Origin of the sequence: Idiomarina sp. ST20R2A10, from assembly GCF_051842345.1 — a bacterium.
Taxonomy (GTDB): domain Bacteria; phylum Pseudomonadota; class Gammaproteobacteria; order Enterobacterales; family Alteromonadaceae; genus Idiomarina; species Idiomarina loihiensis.
Window position 1 is genome coordinate 59,343 of the sequence record NZ_JBNIEY010000001.1, and the last position, 21,540, is coordinate 80,882.

The 21,540-nt window shown below is 45.2% G+C and carries 29 protein-coding genes; 15 read left to right on the forward strand and 14 right to left on the reverse strand.

All coding sequences use genetic code 11. From position 1 onward, the window contains the following. Positions 1-35: 35 nt before the first annotated feature. Positions 36-1,079 carry a hypothetical protein gene (locus ACP7H9_RS00285; RefSeq protein ID WP_439222040.1) on the forward strand — a complete coding sequence of 348 codons (1,044 nt, stop codon included), beginning with the start codon at positions 36-38 and terminating at the stop codon, positions 1,077-1,079. 10 nt (positions 1,080-1,089) lie between these two features. Next, positions 1,090-1,659, forward strand: a complete 570-nt coding sequence (locus ACP7H9_RS00290; RefSeq protein WP_011234809.1) for a LemA family protein — start codon at positions 1,090-1,092, stop codon at positions 1,657-1,659. A 72-nt stretch (positions 1,660-1,731) separates the two neighbouring features. Here ACP7H9_RS00290 and ACP7H9_RS00295 read toward each other — a convergent pair whose 3' ends face one another. Beyond that, positions 1,732-2,547 (reverse strand): NAD-dependent protein deacetylase, encoded by an 816-nt coding sequence (locus ACP7H9_RS00295; RefSeq protein ID WP_114981178.1) that lies wholly within the window; start codon positions 2,545-2,547, stop codon positions 1,732-1,734. 160 nt (positions 2,548-2,707) lie between these two features. Here ACP7H9_RS00295 and ACP7H9_RS00300 point away from each other — a divergent pair, with 160 nt between their 5' ends. Then, the gene (locus ACP7H9_RS00300; protein WP_114981179.1) at positions 2,708-3,334 is read left to right on the forward strand and encodes an OmpA family protein; all 627 of its coding nucleotides are present in this window, start codon (positions 2,708-2,710) and stop codon (positions 3,332-3,334) included. 38 nt (positions 3,335-3,372) lie between these two features. Here the strand turns inward: ACP7H9_RS00300 and ACP7H9_RS00305 are convergent, their stop codons facing one another. The 7 genes from ACP7H9_RS00305 to ACP7H9_RS00335 all read right to left on the reverse strand — a co-directional run bounded on the left by ACP7H9_RS00305 (position 3,373) and on the right by ACP7H9_RS00335 (position 7,566). Further along, a complete protein-coding gene (locus ACP7H9_RS00305) occupies positions 3,373-3,960 on the reverse strand; it encodes a DUF938 domain-containing protein (RefSeq protein WP_114981180.1) in 588 nt (195 codons plus the stop codon). A gap of 1 nt (position 3,961) precedes the next feature. Continuing rightward, positions 3,962-5,470 (reverse strand): PH domain-containing protein, encoded by a 1,509-nt coding sequence (locus ACP7H9_RS00310; RefSeq protein ID WP_114981181.1) that lies wholly within the window; start codon positions 5,468-5,470, stop codon positions 3,962-3,964. Continuing rightward, positions 5,463-6,005, reverse strand: a complete 543-nt coding sequence (locus ACP7H9_RS00315; protein ID WP_114981182.1) for a PH domain-containing protein — start codon at positions 6,003-6,005, stop codon at positions 5,463-5,465. The genes ACP7H9_RS00310 and ACP7H9_RS00315 overlap by 8 nt, the downstream gene beginning before the upstream one ends. Positions 6,006-6,129: 124 nt before the next feature. Beyond that, a complete protein-coding gene (locus ACP7H9_RS00320) occupies positions 6,130-6,570 on the reverse strand; it encodes a BON domain-containing protein (RefSeq protein WP_011234803.1) in 441 nt (146 codons plus the stop codon). 72 nt (positions 6,571-6,642) lie between these two features. Beyond that, on the reverse strand, positions 6,643-6,939 hold the full coding sequence (locus tag ACP7H9_RS00325) for a hypothetical protein (protein ID WP_011234802.1): 297 nt from the start codon (positions 6,937-6,939) through the stop codon (positions 6,643-6,645). 11 nt (positions 6,940-6,950) lie between these two features. Beyond that, complete coding sequence (locus ACP7H9_RS00330; RefSeq protein WP_114981183.1) at positions 6,951-7,322, reverse strand: phage holin family protein; 372 nt, start codon at positions 7,320-7,322, stop codon at positions 6,951-6,953. Then, on the reverse strand, positions 7,309-7,566 hold the full coding sequence (locus tag ACP7H9_RS00335) for a DUF883 family protein (RefSeq protein ID WP_011234800.1): 258 nt from the start codon (positions 7,564-7,566) through the stop codon (positions 7,309-7,311). The genes ACP7H9_RS00330 and ACP7H9_RS00335 overlap by 14 nt, the downstream gene beginning before the upstream one ends. 234 nt (positions 7,567-7,800) lie before the next feature. On the opposite strand from ACP7H9_RS00335, the gene ACP7H9_RS00340 reads away from it, so the two are divergent. Then, positions 7,801-7,941: a DUF3149 domain-containing protein gene (locus tag ACP7H9_RS00340; protein WP_081423223.1), complete on the forward strand. Its 141-nt coding sequence runs from the start codon at positions 7,801-7,803 to the stop codon at positions 7,939-7,941. A gap of 16 nt (positions 7,942-7,957) precedes the next feature. Beyond that, the gene (locus ACP7H9_RS00345) at positions 7,958-8,272 is read left to right on the forward strand and encodes an antibiotic biosynthesis monooxygenase family protein (protein WP_011234799.1); all 315 of its coding nucleotides are present in this window, start codon (positions 7,958-7,960) and stop codon (positions 8,270-8,272) included. Here ACP7H9_RS00345 and ACP7H9_RS00350 read toward each other — a convergent pair. After that, positions 8,269-9,264, reverse strand: a complete 996-nt coding sequence (locus ACP7H9_RS00350; RefSeq protein ID WP_114981184.1) for a branched-chain amino acid aminotransferase — start codon at positions 9,262-9,264, stop codon at positions 8,269-8,271. The two genes, ACP7H9_RS00345 and ACP7H9_RS00350, sit on opposite strands and share 4 nt — an antisense overlap. A 274-nt stretch (positions 9,265-9,538) precedes the next feature. On the opposite strand from ACP7H9_RS00350, the gene ACP7H9_RS00355 reads away from it, so the two are divergent. Both ACP7H9_RS00355 and arfB read left to right on the forward strand, forming a co-directional pair. Continuing rightward, complete coding sequence (locus ACP7H9_RS00355; protein WP_034821363.1) at positions 9,539-9,781, forward strand: hypothetical protein; 243 nt, start codon at positions 9,539-9,541, stop codon at positions 9,779-9,781. Positions 9,782-9,823: 42 nt separating this feature from the next. Next, positions 9,824-10,234: an alternative ribosome rescue aminoacyl-tRNA hydrolase ArfB gene (arfB, locus tag ACP7H9_RS00360; protein ID WP_114981185.1), complete on the forward strand. Its 411-nt coding sequence runs from the start codon at positions 9,824-9,826 to the stop codon at positions 10,232-10,234. On the opposite strand, the gene ACP7H9_RS00365 is transcribed toward arfB, so the two are convergent. Next, positions 10,231-10,425: a hypothetical protein gene (locus ACP7H9_RS00365; protein WP_011234794.1), complete on the reverse strand. Its 195-nt coding sequence runs from the start codon at positions 10,423-10,425 to the stop codon at positions 10,231-10,233. The two genes, arfB and ACP7H9_RS00365, sit on opposite strands and share 4 nt — an antisense overlap. Continuing rightward, positions 10,406-10,825, reverse strand: coding sequence for a hypothetical protein (locus ACP7H9_RS00370; RefSeq protein WP_114981186.1), 420 nt, complete (start codon positions 10,823-10,825; stop codon positions 10,406-10,408). Before ACP7H9_RS00370 ends, ACP7H9_RS00365 begins: the two co-directional genes overlap by 20 nt. A gap of 133 nt (positions 10,826-10,958) precedes the next feature. Between ACP7H9_RS00370 and ACP7H9_RS00375 the strand changes: the two genes are divergently transcribed. Further along, complete coding sequence (locus ACP7H9_RS00375) at positions 10,959-11,615, forward strand: flavin reductase family protein (RefSeq protein WP_011234792.1); 657 nt, start codon at positions 10,959-10,961, stop codon at positions 11,613-11,615. Here ACP7H9_RS00375 and ACP7H9_RS00380 read toward each other — a convergent pair. After that, complete coding sequence (locus ACP7H9_RS00380) at positions 11,605-12,786, reverse strand: MFS transporter (RefSeq protein ID WP_114981187.1); 1,182 nt, start codon at positions 12,784-12,786, stop codon at positions 11,605-11,607. The genes ACP7H9_RS00375 and ACP7H9_RS00380 overlap by 11 nt on opposite strands. 135 nt (positions 12,787-12,921) lie before the next feature. Here ACP7H9_RS00380 and ACP7H9_RS00385 point away from each other — a divergent pair, with 135 nt between their 5' ends. Both ACP7H9_RS00385 and ACP7H9_RS00390 read left to right on the forward strand, forming a co-directional pair. Continuing rightward, positions 12,922-13,236: a YebG family protein gene (locus tag ACP7H9_RS00385; protein ID WP_114981188.1), complete on the forward strand. Its 315-nt coding sequence runs from the start codon at positions 12,922-12,924 to the stop codon at positions 13,234-13,236. 76 nt (positions 13,237-13,312) lie between these two features. Next, positions 13,313-14,224 (forward strand): M14 family metallopeptidase, encoded by a 912-nt coding sequence (locus tag ACP7H9_RS00390; RefSeq protein WP_011234789.1) that lies wholly within the window; start codon positions 13,313-13,315, stop codon positions 14,222-14,224. A gap of 28 nt (positions 14,225-14,252) precedes the next feature. On the opposite strand, the gene ACP7H9_RS00395 is transcribed toward ACP7H9_RS00390, so the two are convergent. After that, positions 14,253-15,503, reverse strand: coding sequence for a DEAD/DEAH box helicase (locus ACP7H9_RS00395; protein WP_011234788.1), 1,251 nt, complete (start codon positions 15,501-15,503; stop codon positions 14,253-14,255). 187 nt (positions 15,504-15,690) lie between these two features. Here ACP7H9_RS00395 and ACP7H9_RS00400 point away from each other — a divergent pair, with 187 nt between their 5' ends. From ACP7H9_RS00400 to ACP7H9_RS00410, 3 genes are all read left to right on the forward strand, one after another. Further along, positions 15,691-16,233 carry a DUF6436 domain-containing protein gene (locus ACP7H9_RS00400; protein ID WP_034821361.1) on the forward strand — a complete coding sequence of 181 codons (543 nt, stop codon included), beginning with the start codon at positions 15,691-15,693 and terminating at the stop codon, positions 16,231-16,233. Positions 16,234-16,261: 28 nt separating this feature from the next. Then, complete coding sequence (locus ACP7H9_RS00405) at positions 16,262-17,164, forward strand: sensor domain-containing diguanylate cyclase (protein ID WP_153849232.1); 903 nt, start codon at positions 16,262-16,264, stop codon at positions 17,162-17,164. A 77-nt stretch (positions 17,165-17,241) separates the two neighbouring features. After that, on the forward strand, positions 17,242-17,748 hold the full coding sequence (locus ACP7H9_RS00410) for a DUF2937 family protein (protein ID WP_286830555.1): 507 nt from the start codon (positions 17,242-17,244) through the stop codon (positions 17,746-17,748). Here ACP7H9_RS00410 and ACP7H9_RS00415 read toward each other — a convergent pair. Beyond that, positions 17,699-19,378, reverse strand: a complete 1,680-nt coding sequence (locus ACP7H9_RS00415; RefSeq protein ID WP_439222041.1) for an isovaleryl-CoA dehydrogenase — start codon at positions 19,376-19,378, stop codon at positions 17,699-17,701. The two genes, ACP7H9_RS00410 and ACP7H9_RS00415, sit on opposite strands and share 50 nt — an antisense overlap. 133 nt (positions 19,379-19,511) lie before the next feature. Here ACP7H9_RS00415 and ACP7H9_RS00420 point away from each other — a divergent pair, with 133 nt between their 5' ends. Together ACP7H9_RS00420 and ACP7H9_RS00425 are read left to right on the forward strand one after the other, a co-directional pair. Further along, positions 19,512-20,870: an MBL fold metallo-hydrolase RNA specificity domain-containing protein gene (locus ACP7H9_RS00420; RefSeq protein ID WP_439222042.1), complete on the forward strand. Its 1,359-nt coding sequence runs from the start codon at positions 19,512-19,514 to the stop codon at positions 20,868-20,870. Between the two features lie 54 nt (positions 20,871-20,924). Continuing rightward, positions 20,925-21,443: a porin family protein gene (locus ACP7H9_RS00425; RefSeq protein ID WP_011234782.1), complete on the forward strand. Its 519-nt coding sequence runs from the start codon at positions 20,925-20,927 to the stop codon at positions 21,441-21,443. Positions 21,444-21,540 lie beyond the last annotated feature (97 nt).

The window sequence follows — 21,540 nt, forward strand, 5'->3', positions numbered from 1 at the left end:
GCATTAAACTGGACACCTATTTTTAACTAATTCCTATGTTGATTGCCGTGCTCTATCAGAAAAACAACAAAGCCCTTATTGAATTGCTAAAGCGCACTGAAACGCAGGCGCATAACAGCCGTACCCGAGAGAATCTCGACGTGGTTATTGATGATCTGAAAGCCTTTTCCGGAAGCTACCAGTTTAATATGAAAGCTTACTGGATAGCTTTTGCCGTGTTCTTGTTGGTAACCGCCGCATTAACTTACTGGGACTGGTCTCAGTGGCAACGCTTTCAGCAAAGTACCTGGATTATTCTGGCCGTAGGTAGTGTTTTAACTTTGGTTGCCGGAATAACCGCTTTTTACCCGGGCAGGCTGATGGCAAAGGCATCGCATGCTTTACTGCAACGCGATGGTTTACTGGACAACGACTTGTCGCCCGCTGTATTTGAGGGCAGAGCGGCGTCAAATGAGTTCCAGCAGCGCTTCAGCGATTTTAACCGGGGTAATTACAAACGTGAAATTCGCGCGCTTTATGATGGAAGCTACAGTGGCAGTGAGTATTCTTTTAAGTACCAGTACTACCATTTTCATTATGTTGACGAACGAATAGTCACAGAGACATACACAGACAGTAGAGGCAACGTAAAAACCCGAAGAAAGAAGGTCTACGATCATTATGATCGCTACGGGCTTATTTTGCCTTTCGGTTTGTTACGTAATGTTGCTGTTGTAGGTTTTGGCCTTCCGGGAGCAGGAAAAGCAACTTATAAACCAGCGTCCAACCGGTTTAACAAAGAATTTAAAGTGGTCGCTGCCAGTGAACTAGAAGCTGCAAAAGCAATGAAACCGACCGTGGTTATTGCTTTTGAGGAGTTCTCTGAGGTGCTGTCGCAAGTGAACTTCGAAGTGAATGATGCCGGCGATTTGTGTCTTTCGTTCGCAGACAAAGACCTTATTGCCACAACTAAAGACGCTAAGATATGCGACTATGAAGCCTTTATTGAAGCTTTAGAAGGCGAGCAGGAATTTGCAAAGTTAAAGGCATCGCTTGATTTTATCCACTATGTAATGACCAAACTGGACAGTAACTTTTAGGAGTAAAACAATGACAGGAACATGGATAGCTATTGGCATAGCCCTTGTTTTAGTAATAGCCGTTATTGCTATATATAACGCCATTATTAGCCGCGCGAACGCTGTCGAGAGAGCATGGGCTAACGTTATTACACAAGAGCGTCAAAAAAATAAAATTATTCCGCATTTAGAAGATGTCGTGAAAGATTATAAAGAGTTCGAACAGGGCACTTTGACCAAAGTGACCGAACTGCGTAGTGCTCTGCAGGGTTTGGATAGTGGTAAAGTCGATACGGCTAAGCTTGAGCAGGCAGAAGCCAGAACTGGCGAGCTGCTTAAAAGTCTAAACGTTACTGTCGAGAACTACCCGGAACTAAAAGCTTCAGAAACTTATCAGAAATTGATGAGAGAAATTACCGACCAGCAGGAAAACATTGGTGCGGCAATTCGCATCTTTAACCAGAACGTAGAAGACTTTAACAACGGTATTGAAGTGTTCCCAAATTCATTGGTTAACTCTATGCTGAACCATAAAGAAAAAATAAAAACTTTCTCCGACTCTCAGGCTGAAGAAGGTTTTGAGTACAAGCCGAATATTTAATACTCTTGTTTTTCCCTACAGCCCGTTAATTTCATAACGGGCACTTAACTGGAAAGAATAACAGCATCTGGTTCATGCCAGTACGTCCTTGATAGAGCAGTTGAGCTTTAGAGTTGCCAGCTCATCGGCTCGTGTTTTCCCCAGAGTTAACAGAGCAACAGGTTGATTGTTTTGGTGAGCCTGACGTGCAAAGCGATAACCCGAAAAGACCATAAGCGAGGTGCCAATAGCGAGTAGGGCGTTACTGTTCTCTAGCGCTTTTTGAGCTTCTTCAACTCGCGGGCGGGGTACGTTGTCACCAAAGTACACGACATCGGGTTTTAGAATACCACCGCAGCTTCGGCAGTCGGCGACTTTGAATTGTTCAAAGTCGGCTTCAAGGTCTGCATCACCGTCCGGAGCGGCGGTTGCCTCTAAAGCAGCAAAGTCCGGGTTCAATTTCAGACTGCGTTCATGCATCTCCAACCGTGGGGTTATTTTCCTACAGCTCATGCAGACCATGTCGTTGGCGTATCCGTGTAAGTTAATGACACGAGTGGCTCCGGCTTTTTGGTGTAGGCCGTCCACATTCTGCGTGATAACACAGCCAATAAGCCCTTGCTGCTGCAATTTGGCTATCGCGTAATGCGCTGAGTTAGGCCTGGCGTGATAAAGCACTGGCCAGCCAAACAAGCTTCGCGCCCAGTACCTTTTTCGTACCGCTTCGCTGCGCATGTAATCCTGATGCTGAACCGGAGGCGTACGCTTCCATTCGCCATCATTATCGCGATAGTCGGGAATTCCTGAGTCTGTACTTATGCCGGCGCCGGTAATGACTGTTACGGGGGCATTGTCTCGCAAGAATGTCATTAGGGCCTTACGAGCCTGGGTAGGGTCAGTTATTGTCATATAAATGGAAACGCATATGTGAGTTACTACTTTTCTTATAAGTTATCACTGCTGGGCATTAAGAGAAAATAAGTTAAGTAAAAAATCTGCAAATCTTATCAGAGACTATACTAAAGCATGCTAGCTTTTTGGGCATTCATTGTTTTGATGGAGTTAGAGTATGAAAAAGTTAGTTTTGACTATGATGTTCTCTTCGTTAGCACTTGTGGGTTGTGCAAATATGAGTAACACCCAGAAAGGTGCGTCTATTGGTGCGGTCACTGGCGCTTTGCTGGGTAAAGGCACGGGCGACCATGATAAAAGCCGGTATGTATGGGGCGCGGCGGTTGGCGCCTTAGCCGGAGGTGCCATTGGTTCCTATATGGATAAGCAGGAAGAAGAGTTTCGGGAAGAACTGGCCGACAGTGGTGTGAAGGTAATACGTGACGGCGATAATCTCCGTTTGCAGTTACCTAGTAACATTACCTTTGCTACCGGTAGTGCAAATATTTCTCAAAGCTTCAACCCAGTACTGGACGATGTTGCGCGAGTGCTGAAAAAGTATGAAAAAACCACCATGCTGATAGAAGGACACACCGACAGTACAGGTTCTGCTGAATACAATCAGCAACTGTCGTTAAATCGTGCTAATGCCGTACGCAATAATTTAGTGGGTAACGGCGTGGACTCCCGCAGGGTAACAACCGAAGGTTATGGAGAAAGTATGCCGGTTGCAGATAACGATACCGAAAGCGGACGTCAGTTAAACCGTCGGGTAGAGTTACGTATTGTTCCTAATACTAAATAACGCGTCTTAGCTTTTGTTAGCCCTTGATTGATAAAGGGCTAACGTTTAAATTCCAGCAGCTGGTTATTGGCCGGCAAAGCGTGCATCTTTTTCAGCTCAAAGCCTTGCTGATTGGCCAGCTCTGCAATCCATTGCCAATCGCGTATTCCCATGTCGCTGTTACGCGACTGCAGCGACTGGTGAAAGCGACGGTTACTGTCGCTGGTAAAATGACCGTTGTCGTTAAAAGGCCCGTAAATACATAAAGACTTCACACTACTAAGACTGTCTCCCAAATGCTCGAAGAGCCTTTCAACCCCTTCTTTGGGCATAATATGGCAGGTGTTTGCGGTGAAAAGAGCGTTGAATGTTCCTTCCGGTGCGTCTGCAAATACATCAAATTCAACCGGTAATGGCTGGTTAGTTACGCCTTCCTGTTTTATCCGTGCCGTCACTCCCGGCAGGTACTCTTTTTGATCACTGGCTTGCCAATGAATATTAGGCATTTGGCTGGCAAAGTACACGGCATGTTGACCTGTGCCACTGCCTACTTCCAGAACACGAGTGCAGTTTGAAAATGCCGTTTTAAGAACCCGGAGTATAGGGTCTTTGTTGTTTTCACAGGCTTGCGAGAAAGGTAGTTCCATATCACATCCAGGATTTTTTCAAAGCTTCCACCTGATAAAGACAGGTGTCTATGAGTTCTTCACCGATTCGAGCGTTAATAAAAGGCAGGGTTTGCCCACCAGAGGCTAGTACAAATTTTACTGAACACAACTGAAAGCGGCGCATAAACCAGCTTTGCGAAAACTTTGTCTGCTGAACTTTATGAATAGGGAAGCAGCGGTAATTAACCCCAATCAGGCCCTTTCTGAGATAAATAAAGTTGTTATCAATTGCATAGCCGCGGCGCTTCCAAGCCAGAATGATAAAGCCGGTAGCTAGCACAAAAGCAGTAATTGAAGCTGCTGCCAGCTCTGTTTTTTCAAAATAAGCAAGCACGGAAGCAAAAGGAACAAACAGCCAAAAAGCGATGAGTGTGTTTCTAATAGCTAGTCGCTTGCTGACCGGGTTATAGCTTATGCTGCTTAATTGATTATTGGGCCAGGTTTCTGTTGCCAGGTTATGTGCTTCTTCGAGAGTAACCGATGGCACAATAATTTTGCCACCTGAAGTTCCTGCGGACTGGCGTTCAAAGTTGGCGTTGAGCTGCTCGAACTTTAAGTTAACTCTTTGCAGTAAGCGATCAAGCCAGTTTTGTTGTAAAGCAATCATTTGCAGTCGTGACAGTTTCATAACGACTTCGTGACGGGTAAAAAGTCCGTTTCGGCGAATATAGCGATCGTCACTGCGAGTTAACTTAAAGTCGTAGAAGGTGATGACAGAGCCTAAGACAGAAATTAATGCCATTAGGGCAATAACAATAAAGGCGATAGAAAAGAAGAATAATATGTATTGCCAGAAAGCGTATTGTGAAGAGGCCATAAGCGCATCAACATCCACTCCGAAGCTTTCTACGCTTTCAACAACCTTGTCTGAAAAGGAGTTAAAGAAAGGGGCTAACGCACCCAGCACAATCCAGATACGATTACTGGCCAGGCCATGAATAACTAAGTCTCGCATGGAACGGGAATTTAGCAGGCGTTCTTCATTAAACTGAGCTTGGTGATCTGTTGTTTCATGAGTATCTTCGGTTTTATAAGCGAGTATTTCTTGTTTTAGAGACTCGGCTACGTTTTTGGGTAAAGCAATAATTTTTGCTTCGAGTTTATTGGAACCGGCCGTGTCCAGAAGCATGCAGACATGATTCGTCGGGCGGTAAAAAATGGGTTGTTCAAAACGGACATTCTGTATGCGCTCGAAGGGAAGGTCTATATGCGTTTTCTGGAACACGCCGGAATGAATCTGAACTCGACCTTCGCTCAACCGGTACTGATAGAAATAAAATTTGAGCAAAGCGGAGATGGCGACAAAGACTAATAGAGCACCAAGCCCGGACAGTATTATCAAGGCATTTTCTGAAAACTGATTGTAGCCAACAAAAATAGCCGGCAGTAAATAAAATAAGTTGTTACCAATGGTTTTGATGAACTGAACAGCGAAATAAATAATCGCTACAGGTGATAGCTTCAGCCATTGGTTCTGGTAACTAGTCATTGGCTGCGATGTCGCTATGGGTTAGTACGTAGGAACGTATTTCGCGAGCTTTCTCTTCTGGTAAGCCCGGTATTGCGAAAGTGTGCATGGCACCGCCGGCACTGAAAATCTCCAGACTGGCCAGTCCAAAGTGTCGGTCAATCGGTCCGTGTTTTAATTCAACATGCTGAATACGTAAAATAGGCTGACTGACTACTGACTGGAATATAACACCACTACGATAGCTAAAGTCGTGCTCTCTTATGGCGTACCCTTTGTTTTTGTCAGCTAAAATTCCATAAACCGAACTTAATAAGCCAAAAACTCCTGCGGTTAATTGTATCTGGGGCAGATAAACTTCTAGCAGCCTGGGAAGAGCAACCCAGGGCTGCCAATAAAGAATTAATAAGGCGCTCACCACCATCAACCAAAAAATTAAGCGACACATTAGGTTGACCTTAATATAGGTATTACTTAATGGTGTAAAGGACTGAGAGTTTATCTGAGGAAGTTCTTCAGGTGTTATGGGGTGATTGCTAAATTCATCTTTTGACATAGTTTAGATTCTTATTTTTGTTATGTCGTAAAGTTATCAGTAATTTACTTGATGTTCTAGTTCTGAGGATATAAAAAAAGCGGCTAAGAAGCCGCTTTTTATCAGGGAGTATTAAAAAATATGATTAATTTTCTTCGCGAACCTGAATATCGTTTTCGATGTCTTTAACACCTTTTACGGTAGCCGCTAGATTCTCTGCTGTGTCGATATCGGCATCGCTTTCAACGAAACCTGACAACTGAACAATTCCGTTGTTCGTTTCTACATTGATATCCATGCTGCTCAGATTGTCGTCTTCGAATATAACGGCTTTGACTTTAGTGGTGATGACAGCATCATCAACATATTCACCCGCGTCTTCAGCCTTTTGCTCAGTGTAGCTTTTTGCTTCCTGAGCTTTTTCTTTAGTTTCTTGCATCGCGTTTTCAGTTTTATCTTCAGCTTCCTGCATAGCGCTTTCAGCTTTCGACTCTGCTTTTTCTGTTTCAGCATCACTGCAACCCGAAAGTGTCAGCATTGAAATTGCGATTAAACTTGCTGGTAGTGCCATTTTAAAGTTCTTCATGGGTAACCTCCTGTTATTAAAAATTATTACCACGCTCACTATAACTGGAACTGCGTGAGTTTACGGTTATCTTTACAGATGTTTTGCAAAAGTGCTGGCACTTTGTACGCCAGCAATAAGTCTTAATACTTTAATAACTCTATCTGTGGCAGATTTTTTCCCACCGGAAGACTTTGTCTGCTTTTTCGGCCGATTTGCCATTTCTCCGATAAAGAAACCTGCACCTGCGGCAACGCAAAGAGCCGTGGGAGAGGCTAGTTTGTCATGAGTTGTCGAAATAACGCTTTGTGAACGAACCTTAACAGCTAATTTGCGAAGCTGAAGGTCTTTTTGCGTTTGCGCTATTTGATAATCAAGGTCTGATGCCATAAGCCCTCCACTTAGAGACTGCTACTGGTTTCTGCAAACAGTAGGTCGCGACTTCTTCGTTTTATATATCTGACAATATAAAAAGCCGCTGCCAAATGAGCGACGGCAACAATGACTAATGCTGTTGTTAAAGACATTACACTACTATTTACAATCGCTATTACAGCAGCTGTAACTAAAACAGCCCACGCCGTAAAAGCTAAGCAAGCGGCCAGCACAGCGAAGGCGACCATACGCACAAAACTCTCCCCAGCTCTGCGGGTTTCCATACCCGCGAGCTGGAGTTGTGTTTTTACAACGGCGCGAACTTCACTCTCCAGTGCTTGAACTTGCTCAAGCAAACTTTCTGTTTCGTTCGCTTCAGGTTGCTTATGAGCGGTCACTGAACAACCTACTCAGTAAATAACCACTTGCAGCCGCAATACCTAAAGATTTAATCGGGTTATCTTTAACGTAATCAGTTGCAGTCGAAAGCCATTTTTCCTGAGTTTCTTTAAGATTATGTCCTTTTTCACCCAGGTTGTCAGATGCATGTTTCGCTGCGTCTGCCACTTTATCGATGGTGTCGTGAGCTTTATTTGCTGACTTGTTTACCGCGTCTTCTGCTTTTGCTTGATTGTTACTCATAATACCCTCGGTTTTTATTGAATGTACCTATTAAGGAAAGACGCAAATTCGGATATACGCAAATTTTTTACACTGCTTTACAAACTGTAAAGATGAATACTTTTCGGTATTCGATGGGAATAAACTAAAAAGCCCCTAAAAAAATCAGTGTTATTCTTGTTATTGATTGGGATCAATATCGTCATTGTCAAGTTTGAATAAACTGAAATCAAGAATTCAAACAGGGGAATAACCATGAGTTTATGGCAAGAGTTTTTTAAAGATCCGGTCATCTTTTTTTCTTTTACAGGCTTAGCGATTGTTATTGGAATGTGTGTTTTTTACGCTATTTTCTTTTACTTAAAAATGGTTAAATCAGAGAATAAACGTAAGTAGCGCTAAAAGAGGAACTATGAAGTATATTTTTCAGGTTCGTATCAAAGAAGGTCATACGGCAGAGGAGTATGCAGAGGCTTGGGTAAAAGCCAGTGAAATAATCCAGCAAGCACCAGGAGCCCGAGGTACGGAGTTACACCGCAAAATCGGTGATGACAAAACGTTAATAGCCATAGCGTCGTGGGATAGCAAAGAAAAACGCGACGCTATGGAAGGACAGCATAACTCCGAAGTGGCTAAGATTATTCGCAGTGCTGCCCCATTTTGTGAAATAACACCTTTAGGTGAATTCAGAGATCCTGAATGGGTGGTGTTGCCGCCGGAAGGTTAGATTTTAGTTAGCCAACTGTGTTTATCTTCCGCCTTACCCCACTGAATATCGTTCAGCGCTTTGCGTAATTTCAGTGTGGTAGCGCCTGATTTCCCACTACCGACAGAAAATTCTTTTCCGTTATGAATCAAAGTACCAACTGGCGCAAGTACCGCTGCCGTGCCAGACAAAGCGGCTTCGCAATCAGGTTTTGAAGCACGCTCCAGTAGTTCATCTACGCTAAGCTCTCGTTCAGATACAGTCATTCCCATATCACGCGCAATGGTGAGAATAGAGTCTCGGGTTACGCCATGCAGAAAGCTACTGTCCAGTGCTTTGGTGATAATTTCGTTGCCGTCAATAAGCAAAAAGTTGGCGGCTCCAGTTTCCTGTACGTCGCCATTAGGGCAGAACAGAACTTGATCTGCATTCACGGATTCCCGTGCCTGAAGAATGGGTTGTAACGCACTGGCGTAGTTGCCGCCGCTTTTAACCATACCCATATGAGCCGCGCAACGTGAACCGTCTTCCTCGAGCAATAAGCGTAAGGTTTTATCGCCGCCGGAAAAATAATCACCGACAGGCGATAGCAATACATAGAGCATTGATGAGCTGGTTGGCGAGGCTGCCTTGCCAATAGCCGCTTCGGTACCAATGTGAGTAGGGCGTATATACATTGACCCCGGTGGTTTTGGAACTTCGTCGCTGAAGTGTTTCACTACATCTGTAATCATTTTTTGCAGCAAGCCAGCATCAAATGCCGGTAAGGAAAGCAAACGGCTGCTTTGCTGCATGCGCTCAATGTTGCGGTTCATACGAAATAGATTGATAGAGCCATCTTCATGGCGAAACGCCTTTAATCCTTCAAAGCAAGTGCTGGCGTAATGCAGAACATGAGCTCCGGGGTGTAACTGTATTGCGTCAGAAGAGACTAATTCAGGTTTATTCCAGTCTGAATTCTCGAAAGTTGCCATCGTCATTTGTGGCATAAATACGGTGCCAAAGGCTGCCATAGGGTTGTCCTGATCTAGAAAATAATGCGCAGTAATATACCATAATTTTTAACATTCGGATGACTCTGGCGGTTTGCTTCTTTCGCATCATGCTCTTACATTGAGGAATTTGTGGGTAGTTGGGAAGTGACAGGCTAATACATTGCTGGTGAACAAGGATTTAACGAGCATGACTTTGTGCGGGATGTACTCGAAGCTCTATAAAAATTCCCTCAGAGTATGCCGAACAGTGATAGACTGTTGCCACCATACGGACGTATACCGAGACCTTATTATGAACGAAGAACAGCAAGTAACTCAAAGCAAACATACCCAACAATACAGTGCTGACGGTAAAAATGTAGAGATAGATATTTACCGTACCGAGGACAGCGGCTGGATTCTGGAAATTGTTGATGAGAATAATAATTCAACGCTTTGGGAAGATGCGTTTGAGAACGAAGATGATGCGCTTGCTGAAGCCCTCGACGCTTTGAAAGAAGAAGGCATAGATAACTTTATCCAGCCCGCTGAGTGATGTGGGTAAAATCGTTTAATTTTTTTGGTAATAAAGAGAAAAATGATTCAGATATCGCAACGAGTTGAGTTAGCAGAGAGCGAAATTGAATGGCAGTTTATCCGTTCCAGTGGAGCGGGTGGGCAAAACGTGAATAAAGTAGCAACTGCGGCTCAACTCATTTTTGATATTCAGGCCTCTTCACTTCCTGACTTTTATAAAAATCGCTTGCTGAAAAAATCTGACCACCGTATTACCCAAAGCGGAAAAGTGATTATAAAGTCTCAGGAAACTCGCAGTCAGGCACGTAATAGAGAGTTGGCACTGGAACAACTAATTGATTTAATCCGCAGCGCATCCCAGATTCAGAAAAAACGCATTCCGACGAAACCCAGCCGCTCGGCTAAAGAAAGACGACTAACCACTAAAAAGCAGCAGGGACAGAAAAAAGCACTTCGAAAGAAAGACTTCTAACCGTCGAAGTTCTGCAATGAGCCGGAACAGTTTATTCTGGCGCATTCAAGTATCAACTGTTTAAGCTCGCACTGACTGCAGTAATCACTGCAACGAATATCACTCGCCACTAACTTTTGCTCAAGCAGCAGTTTTTTAAGTTGCTCTTTACTCATTGAAAGTTGCAAGCGTTCAGGTTTGTTCATGCGCATAACCGGATTCCTCTAATTGTTGCATACAGTGCCCCAGGCAACGAGAATGCTGACAACCGGTAATTAGGAGTTGATAGCAGTAGCGACATAACTCTTCTAGTGGCCGAGTTTTAGCCTGATTAAGCCATGACGTTAGTTGCTCAACACTCTCTTGTTGAAACTCATACGCCTGTAGCTTTTGCTGGCAGCGAATATGGGTAGCAATTAACAAAATAGAACAGGTTGTAAAGCTTTGGATGGCATTACCCACCAGTACAGGTTCACTGAAGGCCCGTTTTGCTGAGTCGCGTGCCTGACTGAGAAATGTCGTTGCAGCGCGATAATCTTTTTGGTTGAGCAGTGAGCTCGCTATTTTTAGCTTTTCCTGAGAGTTAAAGTACTCTTGATAGGCGTTAGTCATTATGCATCCTTTATTCTGGCTTTGATTAAACAAGCTAACGCAAATGATAATAGTTCGCAATAAGTTATTTGTAAACGATCGTAATTGCAAAATAAAACGTATAGATAGCCGACAAAAATAAACTGGAGCTTTAATGAAAACCTACAAACAGCAAGATTTAGCGAAAATGAATGACCGCGATCGCGCACGTTTTGTGAATTGTTTATCCGGGTTTAAAAGTGCCAATGTCATTGGTACCCGAGACCGGCATCAGCAAAATAATTTAGCCATGATAAGTTCTGTTGTTCATCTGGGAAGTAACCCACCTCTGTTAGGGTTTGTTATGCGCCCTCAGTCAGTAACCCGACACACCTGGGAAAACATTGAAGAGAGTGGTGTTTATACGATTAATCAAGTTAACGAAAATTTTTTTCGCCAAGCACATCAGACCTCAGCACGGTATCCCAGAGAAACATCAGAGTTTGAAGCTTGTGGCCTGACGCCCGAATTTGTCGACGGTTTTCATGCGCCGTATGTGGCCGAAAGTTCGCTCAGAATAGGTATGCAGCAGGTTGAAATTATTCCGATACAACATAACGACACTGCATTAATTGTTGGGGAAGTTCGTTGGGTTGAAGTTAAAGAAGAGGCGGTGAAAAGCGATGGTTTCATTGATATAGAATCGCTCGGCACAATGACAATTTCAGGCCTTGATGGGTATCATCGCACTCAGCGGGCTGCGCGTTTGTCTTATGCGAAACCCGATGAGGAGCTTAGTGAATTAGATGCAGAAGGCGAGCCTAAAGACTAACTATGTTGGGTGTTCTGCGACTGTGCTTTTTAGTAACCCAAAAGAGTAGCAGACCGGCCAGCGATAGCGCGCACCCAACCCAGCCGGTTCCTTGCCAACTAAGTGGAGAAATAATAGCAAGACCACCCAGCCAGGCACCTAAGGCGTTAGCCGCATTAAAAGCGGAGTGGTTTAACGATGCTGCTAAAGTCTGGGCTTCTCCGGCAACGTCCATTAAACGTACCTGCAGAGCCGGAACCAGCGCGGCGGAACTACCAAGTAATAACACCATAGGCATCACCGTCCAGAGACTCTGCAGTGTTAAGGGATAAATTGCCAGCACAATTGCCGACCATACCAGAGAACCGCCAATGGTTAATTTCAGATTTCTGTCGGCAGCCCAGCCGCCGACCAAACTACCCGCCAAGGATCCCAGTCCGTAGATAAATAAAGCAACAGGTATCCAGTGAGAATCCAAGCCGGTGGCGTTTATTAGTGTTGGAGCTATGTAGCTCAGTACCGCAAACATGCCGCCGAAGCCAATGGCCCCTATGGCTAAAGTCAGCCAGACTTGAGGGTTTTGTAATGCCTGCATCTCTCCACGGGCAGAAGTTTTCTTTTCATTCGGGTGTTTGGGTACCACAATGAAAATCATGACAAAGGCCAGTAAGCCTAGAGCTCCCACGGTATGATATACGGTGCGCCAGTCAATAAGCTGCCCTAACCAGGTGGCTAAAGGATTTCCGACCAGGATAGCTACCGTGAGTCCCATCATCACCATAGTTACTGCCATACCACGTTGATTTTTACGAACCATATCGGCCGCAACCAAACAGGCAATCCCGAAATAAGCACCGTGAGGCAGGCCAGTTAAGAAACGTAACACCTGAAGTAATGTGTAATTGTCTGCTGAGGCACTGGCGAAGTTGCCCAGAGAAAATGCCAGCATTAGTGCAAGTAACATAGGTTTGCGTGGCAGCCTGGCAAATAAAATGGTAATAAGCGGAGCTCCGATAACCACACCAAGCGCATAAAGACTGATTAAGTGGCCTGTTTCCCGGGTGTCGGTATTAAAGTCTGCAGCGACGTCGGGCAGCAGCCCCATAATGACAAACTCACCAATACCAATGGCAAAGCTTCCAATTGCCATTGCAAAAATGGCCAGTAGAACTTGTATTTTTGAGAACTGCATAGGGCGGATTTACTTCCTGTCGTAACGAAGGCCTGTTCGGAGTGCGCAGTTTAGCGAATGCTACAACTATTGCAATCTATGTCACTTTACTGTACAAATAAACAGTATATTTACACATCAGCAAAGGACCATACCATGGCTGTAGTAACCCAATATGTAGTTATTCGCGACGGAGCCGAGAAAATGACCTTCACTTCAAAAGCCGAAGCCGATGCGCACGATAAAATTCTGGATATGGCAGAAGCCCTGAACCCATTAATTAAAAGTAGCGAACTGTTTACTGATGAGCAACAGCTTGAGGATATGGCTCTGTTTTTAGCGAAAGAGCGTGAAAATGTACTTATTGCATTAGGGGCTAAAAAGCCCAAAAAACCTAAGACCGAAAAAACATCGACAGAAAAAGCCGAAGTGTCTAAGCCTGCGGATAAAGAATCGACCAAAGCGGCTTAGTTACCGGTATTTCATTTGGTGCCGGCAAAGACTTTGCTAATATAGCCGCCTTGTTTTAAGTGAATAGGATTAAAATATGACGCAACAAACGATTTACCATATCGGAACACCGGGCACCCCATGGGGAGCGACAGAAAAAGCTCAGTGGCTGGCCGAGCAAACGAAAAAGCGCTCTTACTTCGATGATGTGGTTAGTAAGATTGAAACCTTTAAAAGCGATTTCGATGTAGACCAATATGGTGAACTTGCGTACGACAGCGGTACTTATCCTTTATTTGTGGTCAGAACAAAAAACTGGGATGACTCGAAGCCAACGGTTTTGGTTACCGGCGGAGTACATGGGTATGAAACCAGTGGTGTCCATGGTGCGTTGCGCTTTATTGAAACCAAAGCGAAAGATTACCAGCCACACTTCAATGTGGTGGTAGCGCCATGTTTGAGTCCCTGGGGCTATGAAACCATCAACCGTTGGAATCCGGCGGCCATTGATCCTAATCGCTCTTTTGTCGCTGATTCTCCTGCCGGGGAATGCGCGCACATTATGAATTATGTTGCTGGCTTAGGCGTAGATATTCTGGCCCACATAGATTTACACGAAACAACGGATACGGATAACAGCGAGTTTCGTCCGGCCAAAGCGGCGATGGATGGAAAAGTGAATACGAACTGGAATATTCCGGATGGGTTCTATTTGGTTGGAAATTCAGAAAAGCCTTATCCTGAGTTTCAGAAGGCGGTGTTAGATTCGGTGGAAGAGGTCACTCATATTGCCGATGCCGACGACGAAAATAAACTGATAGGCGAGGATATTGCTCAGCGTGGCGTTATTTTATTGCCAACGGCGAAAATGGGTTTGTGCATTAGCTTTAGCAAAGCAGAGTATGCGACGACTACAGAAGTGTATCCCGACAGCCCGAAAGCAACGCCTGAACAGTGTATTCAAGCACAAGTTGCTGCGGTAACCGGAGGACTGGACTTCTTAAAGTAAAGTCCGGTCCTGCTGGTCTGCGGTAGAATTAACGTCGTGTGTCCGGGCGCTTCTGGCGAGGCGCACGACGAGAGTTTTGAGGACGCCCCGTACGAGGCTTCTGAATCGGCTCCGGCTTTATGCTGGGGTCTGGTTCAAAACCCGGAATAACTTCCCTGGGTATCTCATTTTTAGTTAGCTTTTCTATATCGCGCAGCAATTTATGCTCATCAACACAGACTAAAGACGCGGCTTCACCTTCACTTCCTGCACGGCCTGTACGGCCAATACGGTGTACATAGTCTTCAGCGACCTGAGGCAGTTCAAAGTTAATAACGTGTGGCAATTCATCAATATCAATACCGCGTGCAGCGATATCCGTTGCAACCAATACTCGTAATTTACCGGCTTTAAACTGTGCTAAAGCCTTGGTTCTTGCGCCCTGACTTTTGTTACCGTGGATTGCCATAGCGGGGAGGCCATCATCAGTTAACTGTGTTGCCAGTCTGTTAGCACCATGCTTGGTACGCGTAAAGACCAGCACTTGTCGCCAGTTACGGCTGCCAATTAAGTAACTGAGTAGCTCTCTTTTACGTTTTTTATCCACCGGATAAACACGTTGCTCAATGGTATCAGCTGCGGCATTCTGACGCGCAACTTCAATCAGCTTGGGTTGCTGCATAAACTGCTGAGACAGTGCTTTAATTTCACTAGAAAAAGTCGCTGAAAACAGCAGTGTCTGGCGTTTTTCAGGAATGAGCTTCATGACCTTTTTAATGTCATGAATAAATCCCATATCCAGCATGCGGTCAGCTTCGTCCAGAATCAGTACGTCAATTTTACTTAAATCAACGGTTCCCTGACGACTGTGATCCAGCAAACGGCCGGGTGTTGCAACAAGAATGTCAACACCACGACGCAAGGCACTAATTTGTGGGTTAATACCAACACCACCAAAAATCACCAGGGACTTAAGACCGGTATATTTTGCATAGGTATTCAAATTGTCTTCAACCTGTGCTGCCAGCTCTCTGGTTGGCGTAAGGATTAACGCCTTAATAACAGGCTTTCCGTCGGTCTTTGTCTGCGACAATTTGTGCAGCAAAGGTAGCGTAAAACCAGCTGTCTTACCGGTACCCGTTTGCGCGGCGGCTAATAAGTCGTGGCCGGCCATAACGGTCGGAATGGCTTGCTGTTGAATTGGTGTTGGGGTGGTGTAACCGCATTCAGTAACGGCTCGTAAAATATCGTCGCTCAATCCGAGTGACTGGAATGAGGATGGGTTTTGTTCTGTGGACATGAAGCTCCGGGAATTATGATAGTAGATACCGCGCTAATGAGCGGCTTTTCGACATTGTATCACAAACGAGACTAAACCTTTATTTAGAAAAGTACCCTGAAGCTGAAGTTTTTCTTGATCCACTGAAAAAGCGGGCGCATCATTTCCGCAAAATGTCATTTCGCAGTAGGGCGTTTCATTGTCACTCATGAAATCAGGTAAGGCTCGTTCCCGTTGGCTTATTATCGCCGTTGTGGCCTGGTTTGGGCTGGTGCTTCTGGGGATCAGTTATTTACTGGAACAGCGGCTGGTCTGGTTTGATGAAAAAGGTGAATTACTGGAGCTCAGCAATAACGAAAAGCTGGAACCTCAGTTAGTGGCTGAGCTCACGCGTCTTGGTTATTCCGTTGCTGGCAGCGTTTTTCATATTACCTCCGGGGACTGTTCTTGTAACTGGCGCTCATCCGGGCATATGGCCAGCGTAAAAAGAAAGGTAGCGGAATCTGAAGGAGAAAACCGGGTTGTTGATATCGATCAATATCCAACCTTAAAGCGCTTCGTTCCTGCAACTCCAGCGATTATCATGTTCAATAAATCATCAAAGCTGATTTACATTGGCCCATATGCCGATGGTGCTTTTTGTACTACTGATAGTAGCTTTGTAGAAGAGCTGATACCTTCCGTTTCGGGGGAATCAGCGGCTCCTAAATGGGTTAATACCGTTGCAAAAGGGTGTTATTGCAAAGTTTAATGCGGCAGAACAGTGGAGCCACATAACGATGGAAGTAAAACAAACCTTTATTGAGTTCCTTGAAGTGATACCGGACGGTGCAATAGTTATTAATTCTCAGGGACTTATTGTTGGTGTTAACCAGGCTGCCGCGGCAATGTTTCGCTATTCCTCGTCATCTATGCTTGAACTGCATCTTAATGAACTGTTACCCGAAGGTATGCGTGAAAAGCATGATCAGCACTTAGAAAAGTTTTTTAAGTACCCGGGCAGGCGCTCTATGGGGAATGGCTTGATTTTCCCCGCAATTCGTCGGGATGGTTCAACTTTTTATGCCGATATTATGCTGAATCAACTGGATATCGAAGACCAGTTGTATGGCATAGCAATAGTGCGGGATTACACTCTGCAGAAAAAATCGGAAGATAAAATCCGTCTCGAACTGGAATTTGAGAAACGTCAGGCTCTTACCGACCACTTAACCGGAATAATGAACCGACGTGCCTTTACCGCACAGTTACAAGATGAAATAAACCAACTGGAAACCCATGGTACGCCCTTTGCTGTGAGTTTTATCGATTTGGATGACTTTAAAGAAATAAACGATGAACATGGACATCACTTCGGCGACCTGGTTTTGCAAAAGATAGCCGATTTAATTCGTTTGCACAGTCGACATACCGATTATGTTGCCCGTATTGGAGGTGACGAGTTTGCTACCATTCACCCTATGATTTCCGCTGAAGACGCCAGACTTATGATGCACCGTTTACGTTGCCAGTTAGTGAGTGGAATTGGGCATGCCGAGTTACCTGTCACCTTGTCTATTGGCCTTTGTCAATGCGATAAGCCTTCAGAGCATTACACTATTGAAGGCATTATGGCCCGGGCAGACAAAGCCATGTATCAGGCAAAGAGCGAAGGTAAAAACGCGGTCGTGCTGACAAGTTAAGTGTAATGAAGCGTAATTAAGTTTGATTGTCGCTTAAGGTCTGCTCTAAAGTGGTTAAGGGCTTTTAAGGAGAGACCATGGCAATCTTCACTTCCTATCTACGAATTATTCTACTGATTTCGGGCGTACTTGCCGGAATACAGTTGCCCGGCTTTGTTGATCAGTACGGTAAGAGTTTGCAGGCTCATATGGTTGAGTCAGAGCGCAGCCTGAACGAGTTTCGTGATGAAGCCGAGAAATTTTTCGATGGTAGTATTGAGGAACTTATTGCTCACTATCAGGCCAGTGACGACAGAGTATTTCAGGAAGGCGGGCAAAGCATCAGTGCCATTTATCAACGTAATCAATTGTTGGAACAAGCCTATCGTAGTTTCAGCCAAAATGCCTGGAGTGCTTATCAACAGGCATTTTTTACCCCAGTTGAGGACATTCAGCGCGAGGTTCGCAGCAGCTTTTCTTATACTGTAAAACTCAACCCCGGCGCTATTTTGTTTGGTTTAGCTTCAGGCTTGTTGCTGGCGGTATTTGGCGAACTTATTGTGCGTCTGCTGGCGAGGCCCTTTCGACAATCGCAGCACAATTAAGCCCTGTGGGCAATGTGCCATAGTTGAGTCCGGTCTTTGCTGCTAAACGGCTGGCACAAAAGGCATCGGCAACGTCCGTACCGGCGTGTTGAACTAATAAAGCGGCTTGTAACCCAACGGCCATGTTGTCCGTTATACTGCGTGCACGATACTGAAGCATATTCCTGTCAGTAAACTCACTTTTCAACCGCATAATAAACTGGTCGAGTCGTTTATCTGCACCTTGTGCCCGTTGCAGTTCGGCAAAATAGACATCGAGAACCTCTGGTTGTTTTTCTATTGCTCTGAGAACATCAAGACATTGAATATTACCGCTGCCTTCCCATATAGCGTTTACTGGCGACTCTCTGAACAGTCTCGGCATAATGTGGTTTTCCATAACACCGCTACCGCCAATCACTTCCATAGCTTCATAAGCATGATTCGGTGTGCGCTTACAAATCCAGTATTTGCCTATGGGTGTGGCAATACGGGACAAAAGCTTTTCATGCTCGTCGTCCTGGTTATCCATCGCCCGCGCTATGCGCATCATGTAAGTCATGGCGGCTTCGCTTTCAATGGCTAAGTCCGCCAGCAAATTTTGCATTAGTGGTTGTTCACTTAACTTAGCACCAAAAGCTTCGCGGTGGCTGGCGTGGTGAATGGCCTGAACCACGGCTTGCCGCATGCCGGAAGAGGAACCAATCATGCAGTCGTAGCGGGTAGTTGCCACCATTTCTATAATAGTGCGAACGCCTTTACCTTCTTGACCTACCATCCAGCCCAGTGCACCTCGCAACTCAGTTTCACTGGAAGCATTGGCCGCGTTTCCCATCTTTTGTTTCAGTTGTTGAATCTGAATTGGATTCTTTGAACCGTCCGGACGCCAGCGCGGCACCAGAAAACAGGATAACCCGCTGGCTGTTTGAGCAAGCACCAGAAAAGCATCGCACATTGGTGCTGACACAAACCATTTGTGACCAACCAGTTCGTAAGTCTGGCCTGAACCTTCTTTGTCTATTGGGTAAGCGCGAGTGCTGTTCAGCCGGACATCAGAGCCACCTTGTTTTTCGGTCATCGCCATGCCAATGGTCACGGCACTTTTTTCGGTATGGGGGATATTCCTGGGGTCGTATTGCCTGGCGGTAATTTTTGGTCCCCACTCTTTGAACAAATCGGGTTGGTGTCTTAGTGCGGGTATAGAGGCAAAGGTCATGGTAATAGGGCAGCCATGAGAGGCTTCAACCTGAGTGTGTAGATAATATTTAGCGGCGCGTGCAACATGAGCCCCTAATTTAGGTTCGCTCCAGGGACTCGCGTGTAAGCCATGCTCGATGGCTGTCGACATAAGCTGGTGATAGGTCGGGTGAAAATCAATGAGATCGATACGGTGCCCGTAGCGATCGTGAGTTCTCAGTTCAGGCTGGTATTTATTTGCCTGAAAACCCTGTTCGATACTGTCTGTTTTACCCGCCAGTTCGCCAAAAGCGATAAGATCGGAATAAGCCCAGCTGGCACCTTCGCGCTCAACGGCTTTTCGTAGTGCTTTATCAGCCAGGTAAAGATTATAGTTTTCCAGCGCCGTCGGCTGATTCTCAACCTGATGAGTGCTGGCCATAAACTGATCGGCTCGGGGATATTTATGAGTCATGTTCTTACTCCTTATCTTAATTGAGTGAAGCAAGATTATTAATGATCGTCAATGCACGAATAGTTGTCTTTCGTCTATTTTTCTACGACAGTGAAGTGAGATACTTTATCGTCGGTTTAAATAAGGACACGCAATGAGAGTCGTATTTTTAGGTGGTGCGGAAACGGTTACCGGTTCCAAATATTTAGTTGAAACAGAGTCAACCCGAATTCTAATAGACTGTGGCCTTTTTCAGGGCTACAAGTGGTTACGGCGACGTAATTGGCAGCCTTTGCCAATGGGGATTAATCAGGTTGACGGTGTCGTATTAACCCATGCTCATCTTGATCATTCGGGGTTTGTTCCTGTGCTATATAAAGAAGGTTTCCGGGGAGCTGTTTTCGCGCATCATGCAACATCTGGTTTGTGCGATATCCTGTGGGCCGATAGCGGAAGGATTCAGGAAGAAGATGCGAAATACCTCGGTAAACATAAGTTAAGCCGTCATGAAAAACCAGAACCTTTGTACGATGAGGCAACGGCAAAGTCAGCTATACGGCTGCTTCAGGGCGTTGAGTTTCATCAGCAATTTGAAATTGGCGATATTAAAGTGACTTTGCAGCCAGCCGGTCATATTCTGGGGGCTTCAAGCGTGATTATTGAAGCCGAAGGTAAGCGTGTTGGCTTTTCCGGTGATATCGGGCGTCCGCAGGATATTATGATGTATCCACCTGAACCGCTACCGGATTTGGACTTGCTACTGCTTGAGTCAACTTATGGCAATCGGCTTCATGCTAAAACCGAAAATGCGGAAGAGCAGTTGGCAGACGTCGTTAATGAGACGGCTCAGTCCGGCGGTGTGTTATTAATTCCGAGCTTTTCTGTCGGCAGAGCACAACTGCTGCAATATCTGTTAGTAAAATTGATGGATGAGGGGCGGGTACCTAAGCAACCTATTTATTTGGATTCTCCCATGGCTATTAACGTTTCAGGGCTTTACCAGCGCTTTCATAGCCTTCACAAACTGACGGACTCAGACTGCTCCCGAACCTTTGCAAGAGTCGAGTACACGCGTTCTGTCGATGAATCAAAAGCTATTGCGTCTCAGTCGGGGCCTCATATTATTATTGCGGGCAGCGGTATGGCGACAGGCGGGCGAATTCTGCATCACTTTAAACGCTGGTTGAGTGATCATCGCGCGACGGTTTTATTCAGTGGGCATCAGGCAGGGGGGACTCGTGGTGCCAAAATGCTGCAGGGCGTGGAGTCGATAAAACTGCATGGCCAATGGTTACCGGTAAAAGCTCGAATCCGTTCTTTAGAAGGGCTGTCAGGGCATGCTGACTACCAAGAAATTGCTGATTGGTTAGAGCAGTCCAGTTTAAAACCAAACACACCAATTCAATTGGTACATGGTGAGTTAGATGCATTGGAAACTTTCCGTGACTATTTAATGCAGAACACCACTTATAATGTCGATGTTGCTGATTACCAAGGGGTATATCGCCTCTAACAGAGTCTGGTAAACTACTCTTACTTAGGTGTACCAGATTAATAAGGAAGTCGTATGAAGTTTTTGAAAGCTGTTTTCTGTGGTAGTACGCTTTTATTTGTCAGTGTGTTTGCCCAGGCGCAGGACAGTGGTTACTACGGCGCAGCATCTCTAGCTCAGTTGAATGTTGATACCGAGCTTGAGGGCGCCCCGTCATTTACCCCTCATACGATGAACCTGATGCTGGGTTATCGTTACAGCAACAGCCTTTCGGCAGAAGCACGCTACGGTTTTGGCGTACACAGCAGCAGTGATAAAGGCACCAAGTTTGAAACCGATTACACGGCCAGCATTTTAGCTAAGCCTCGTTTGTATTTGTCACCCGACGTCGCTTTGTATCTTACCGGTGGTTTTTCGCGGGGAAAATTTACGGTAGGTGGTCAAAACACAACACTTAACAGTATCAGTTACGGCGGCGGAGTTCAGTATGATCATAACCCCAGAACAACTTACTTTATCGACTGGATAAAATTGATTGATAAAGACGAATACACAATTGATGCGCTAAATATAGGCGTAACCTATCGATTTTGATCAAACTATCTGTGGTAACAGGCTGTCATTATTGAGGCGGATTCGGTACATTACAAAAAAGTAACATCTAATTTGTTGATCTTGACTGAGCAGGCAT

Bases quoted from the DNA above. Each gene is read 5' to 3' on its own strand.
- ACP7H9_RS00325 (WP_011234802.1), bottom strand. From the start codon at position 6,939: ATGGCATCAGACCTTGATTATCAAATAGCGCAAACGCAAAAAGACCTT.
- ACP7H9_RS00410 (WP_286830555.1), top strand. From the start codon at position 17,242: ATGGCAATCTTCACTTCCTATCTACGAATTATTCTACTGATTTCGGGC.
- ACP7H9_RS00420 (WP_439222042.1), top strand. From the start codon at position 19,512: ATGAGAGTCGTATTTTTAGGTGGTGCGGAAACGGTTACCGGTTCCAAA.
- ACP7H9_RS00405 (WP_153849232.1), top strand. From the start codon at position 16,262: ATGGAAGTAAAACAAACCTTTATTGAGTTCCTTGAAGTGATACCGGAC.
- ACP7H9_RS00400 (WP_034821361.1), top strand. From the start codon at position 15,691: ATGAAATCAGGTAAGGCTCGTTCCCGTTGGCTTATTATCGCCGTTGTG.
- ACP7H9_RS00310 (WP_114981181.1), bottom strand. From the start codon at position 5,470: ATGACTAGTTACCAGAACCAATGGCTGAAGCTATCACCTGTAGCGATT.
- ACP7H9_RS00370 (WP_114981186.1), bottom strand. From the start codon at position 10,825: ATGACTAACGCCTATCAAGAGTACTTTAACTCTCAGGAAAAGCTAAAA.
- ACP7H9_RS00415 (WP_439222041.1), bottom strand. From the start codon at position 19,378: ATGACTCATAAATATCCCCGAGCCGATCAGTTTATGGCCAGCACTCAT.
- ACP7H9_RS00315 (WP_114981182.1), bottom strand. From the start codon at position 6,005: ATGTCAAAAGATGAATTTAGCAATCACCCCATAACACCTGAAGAACTT.
- arfB (WP_114981185.1), top strand. From the start codon at position 9,824: ATGATTCAGATATCGCAACGAGTTGAGTTAGCAGAGAGCGAAATTGAA.
- ACP7H9_RS00375 (WP_011234792.1), top strand. From the start codon at position 10,959: ATGAAAACCTACAAACAGCAAGATTTAGCGAAAATGAATGACCGCGAT.
- ACP7H9_RS00380 (WP_114981187.1), bottom strand. From the start codon at position 12,786: ATGCAGTTCTCAAAAATACAAGTTCTACTGGCCATTTTTGCAATGGCA.
- ACP7H9_RS00355 (WP_034821363.1), top strand. From the start codon at position 9,539: ATGAACGAAGAACAGCAAGTAACTCAAAGCAAACATACCCAACAATAC.
- ACP7H9_RS00290 (WP_011234809.1), top strand. From the start codon at position 1,090: ATGACAGGAACATGGATAGCTATTGGCATAGCCCTTGTTTTAGTAATA.
- ACP7H9_RS00320 (WP_011234803.1), bottom strand. From the start codon at position 6,570: ATGAAGAACTTTAAAATGGCACTACCAGCAAGTTTAATCGCAATTTCA.
- ACP7H9_RS00305 (WP_114981180.1), bottom strand. From the start codon at position 3,960: ATGGAACTACCTTTCTCGCAAGCCTGTGAAAACAACAAAGACCCTATA.
- ACP7H9_RS00425 (WP_011234782.1), top strand. From the start codon at position 20,925: ATGAAGTTTTTGAAAGCTGTTTTCTGTGGTAGTACGCTTTTATTTGTC.
- ACP7H9_RS00385 (WP_114981188.1), top strand. From the start codon at position 12,922: ATGGCTGTAGTAACCCAATATGTAGTTATTCGCGACGGAGCCGAGAAA.
- ACP7H9_RS00365 (WP_011234794.1), bottom strand. From the start codon at position 10,425: ATGCGCATGAACAAACCTGAACGCTTGCAACTTTCAATGAGTAAAGAG.
- ACP7H9_RS00340 (WP_081423223.1), top strand. From the start codon at position 7,801: ATGAGTTTATGGCAAGAGTTTTTTAAAGATCCGGTCATCTTTTTTTCT.
- ACP7H9_RS00395 (WP_011234788.1), bottom strand. From the start codon at position 15,503: ATGTCCACAGAACAAAACCCATCCTCATTCCAGTCACTCGGATTGAGC.
- ACP7H9_RS00350 (WP_114981184.1), bottom strand. From the start codon at position 9,264: ATGGCAGCCTTTGGCACCGTATTTATGCCACAAATGACGATGGCAACT.
- ACP7H9_RS00345 (WP_011234799.1), top strand. From the start codon at position 7,958: ATGAAGTATATTTTTCAGGTTCGTATCAAAGAAGGTCATACGGCAGAG.
- ACP7H9_RS00285 (WP_439222040.1), top strand. From the start codon at position 36: ATGTTGATTGCCGTGCTCTATCAGAAAAACAACAAAGCCCTTATTGAA.
- ACP7H9_RS00390 (WP_011234789.1), top strand. From the start codon at position 13,313: ATGACGCAACAAACGATTTACCATATCGGAACACCGGGCACCCCATGG.
- ACP7H9_RS00335 (WP_011234800.1), bottom strand. From the start codon at position 7,566: ATGAGTAACAATCAAGCAAAAGCAGAAGACGCGGTAAACAAGTCAGCA.
- ACP7H9_RS00300 (WP_114981179.1), top strand. From the start codon at position 2,708: ATGAAAAAGTTAGTTTTGACTATGATGTTCTCTTCGTTAGCACTTGTG.
- ACP7H9_RS00295 (WP_114981178.1), bottom strand. From the start codon at position 2,547: ATGACAATAACTGACCCTACCCAGGCTCGTAAGGCCCTAATGACATTC.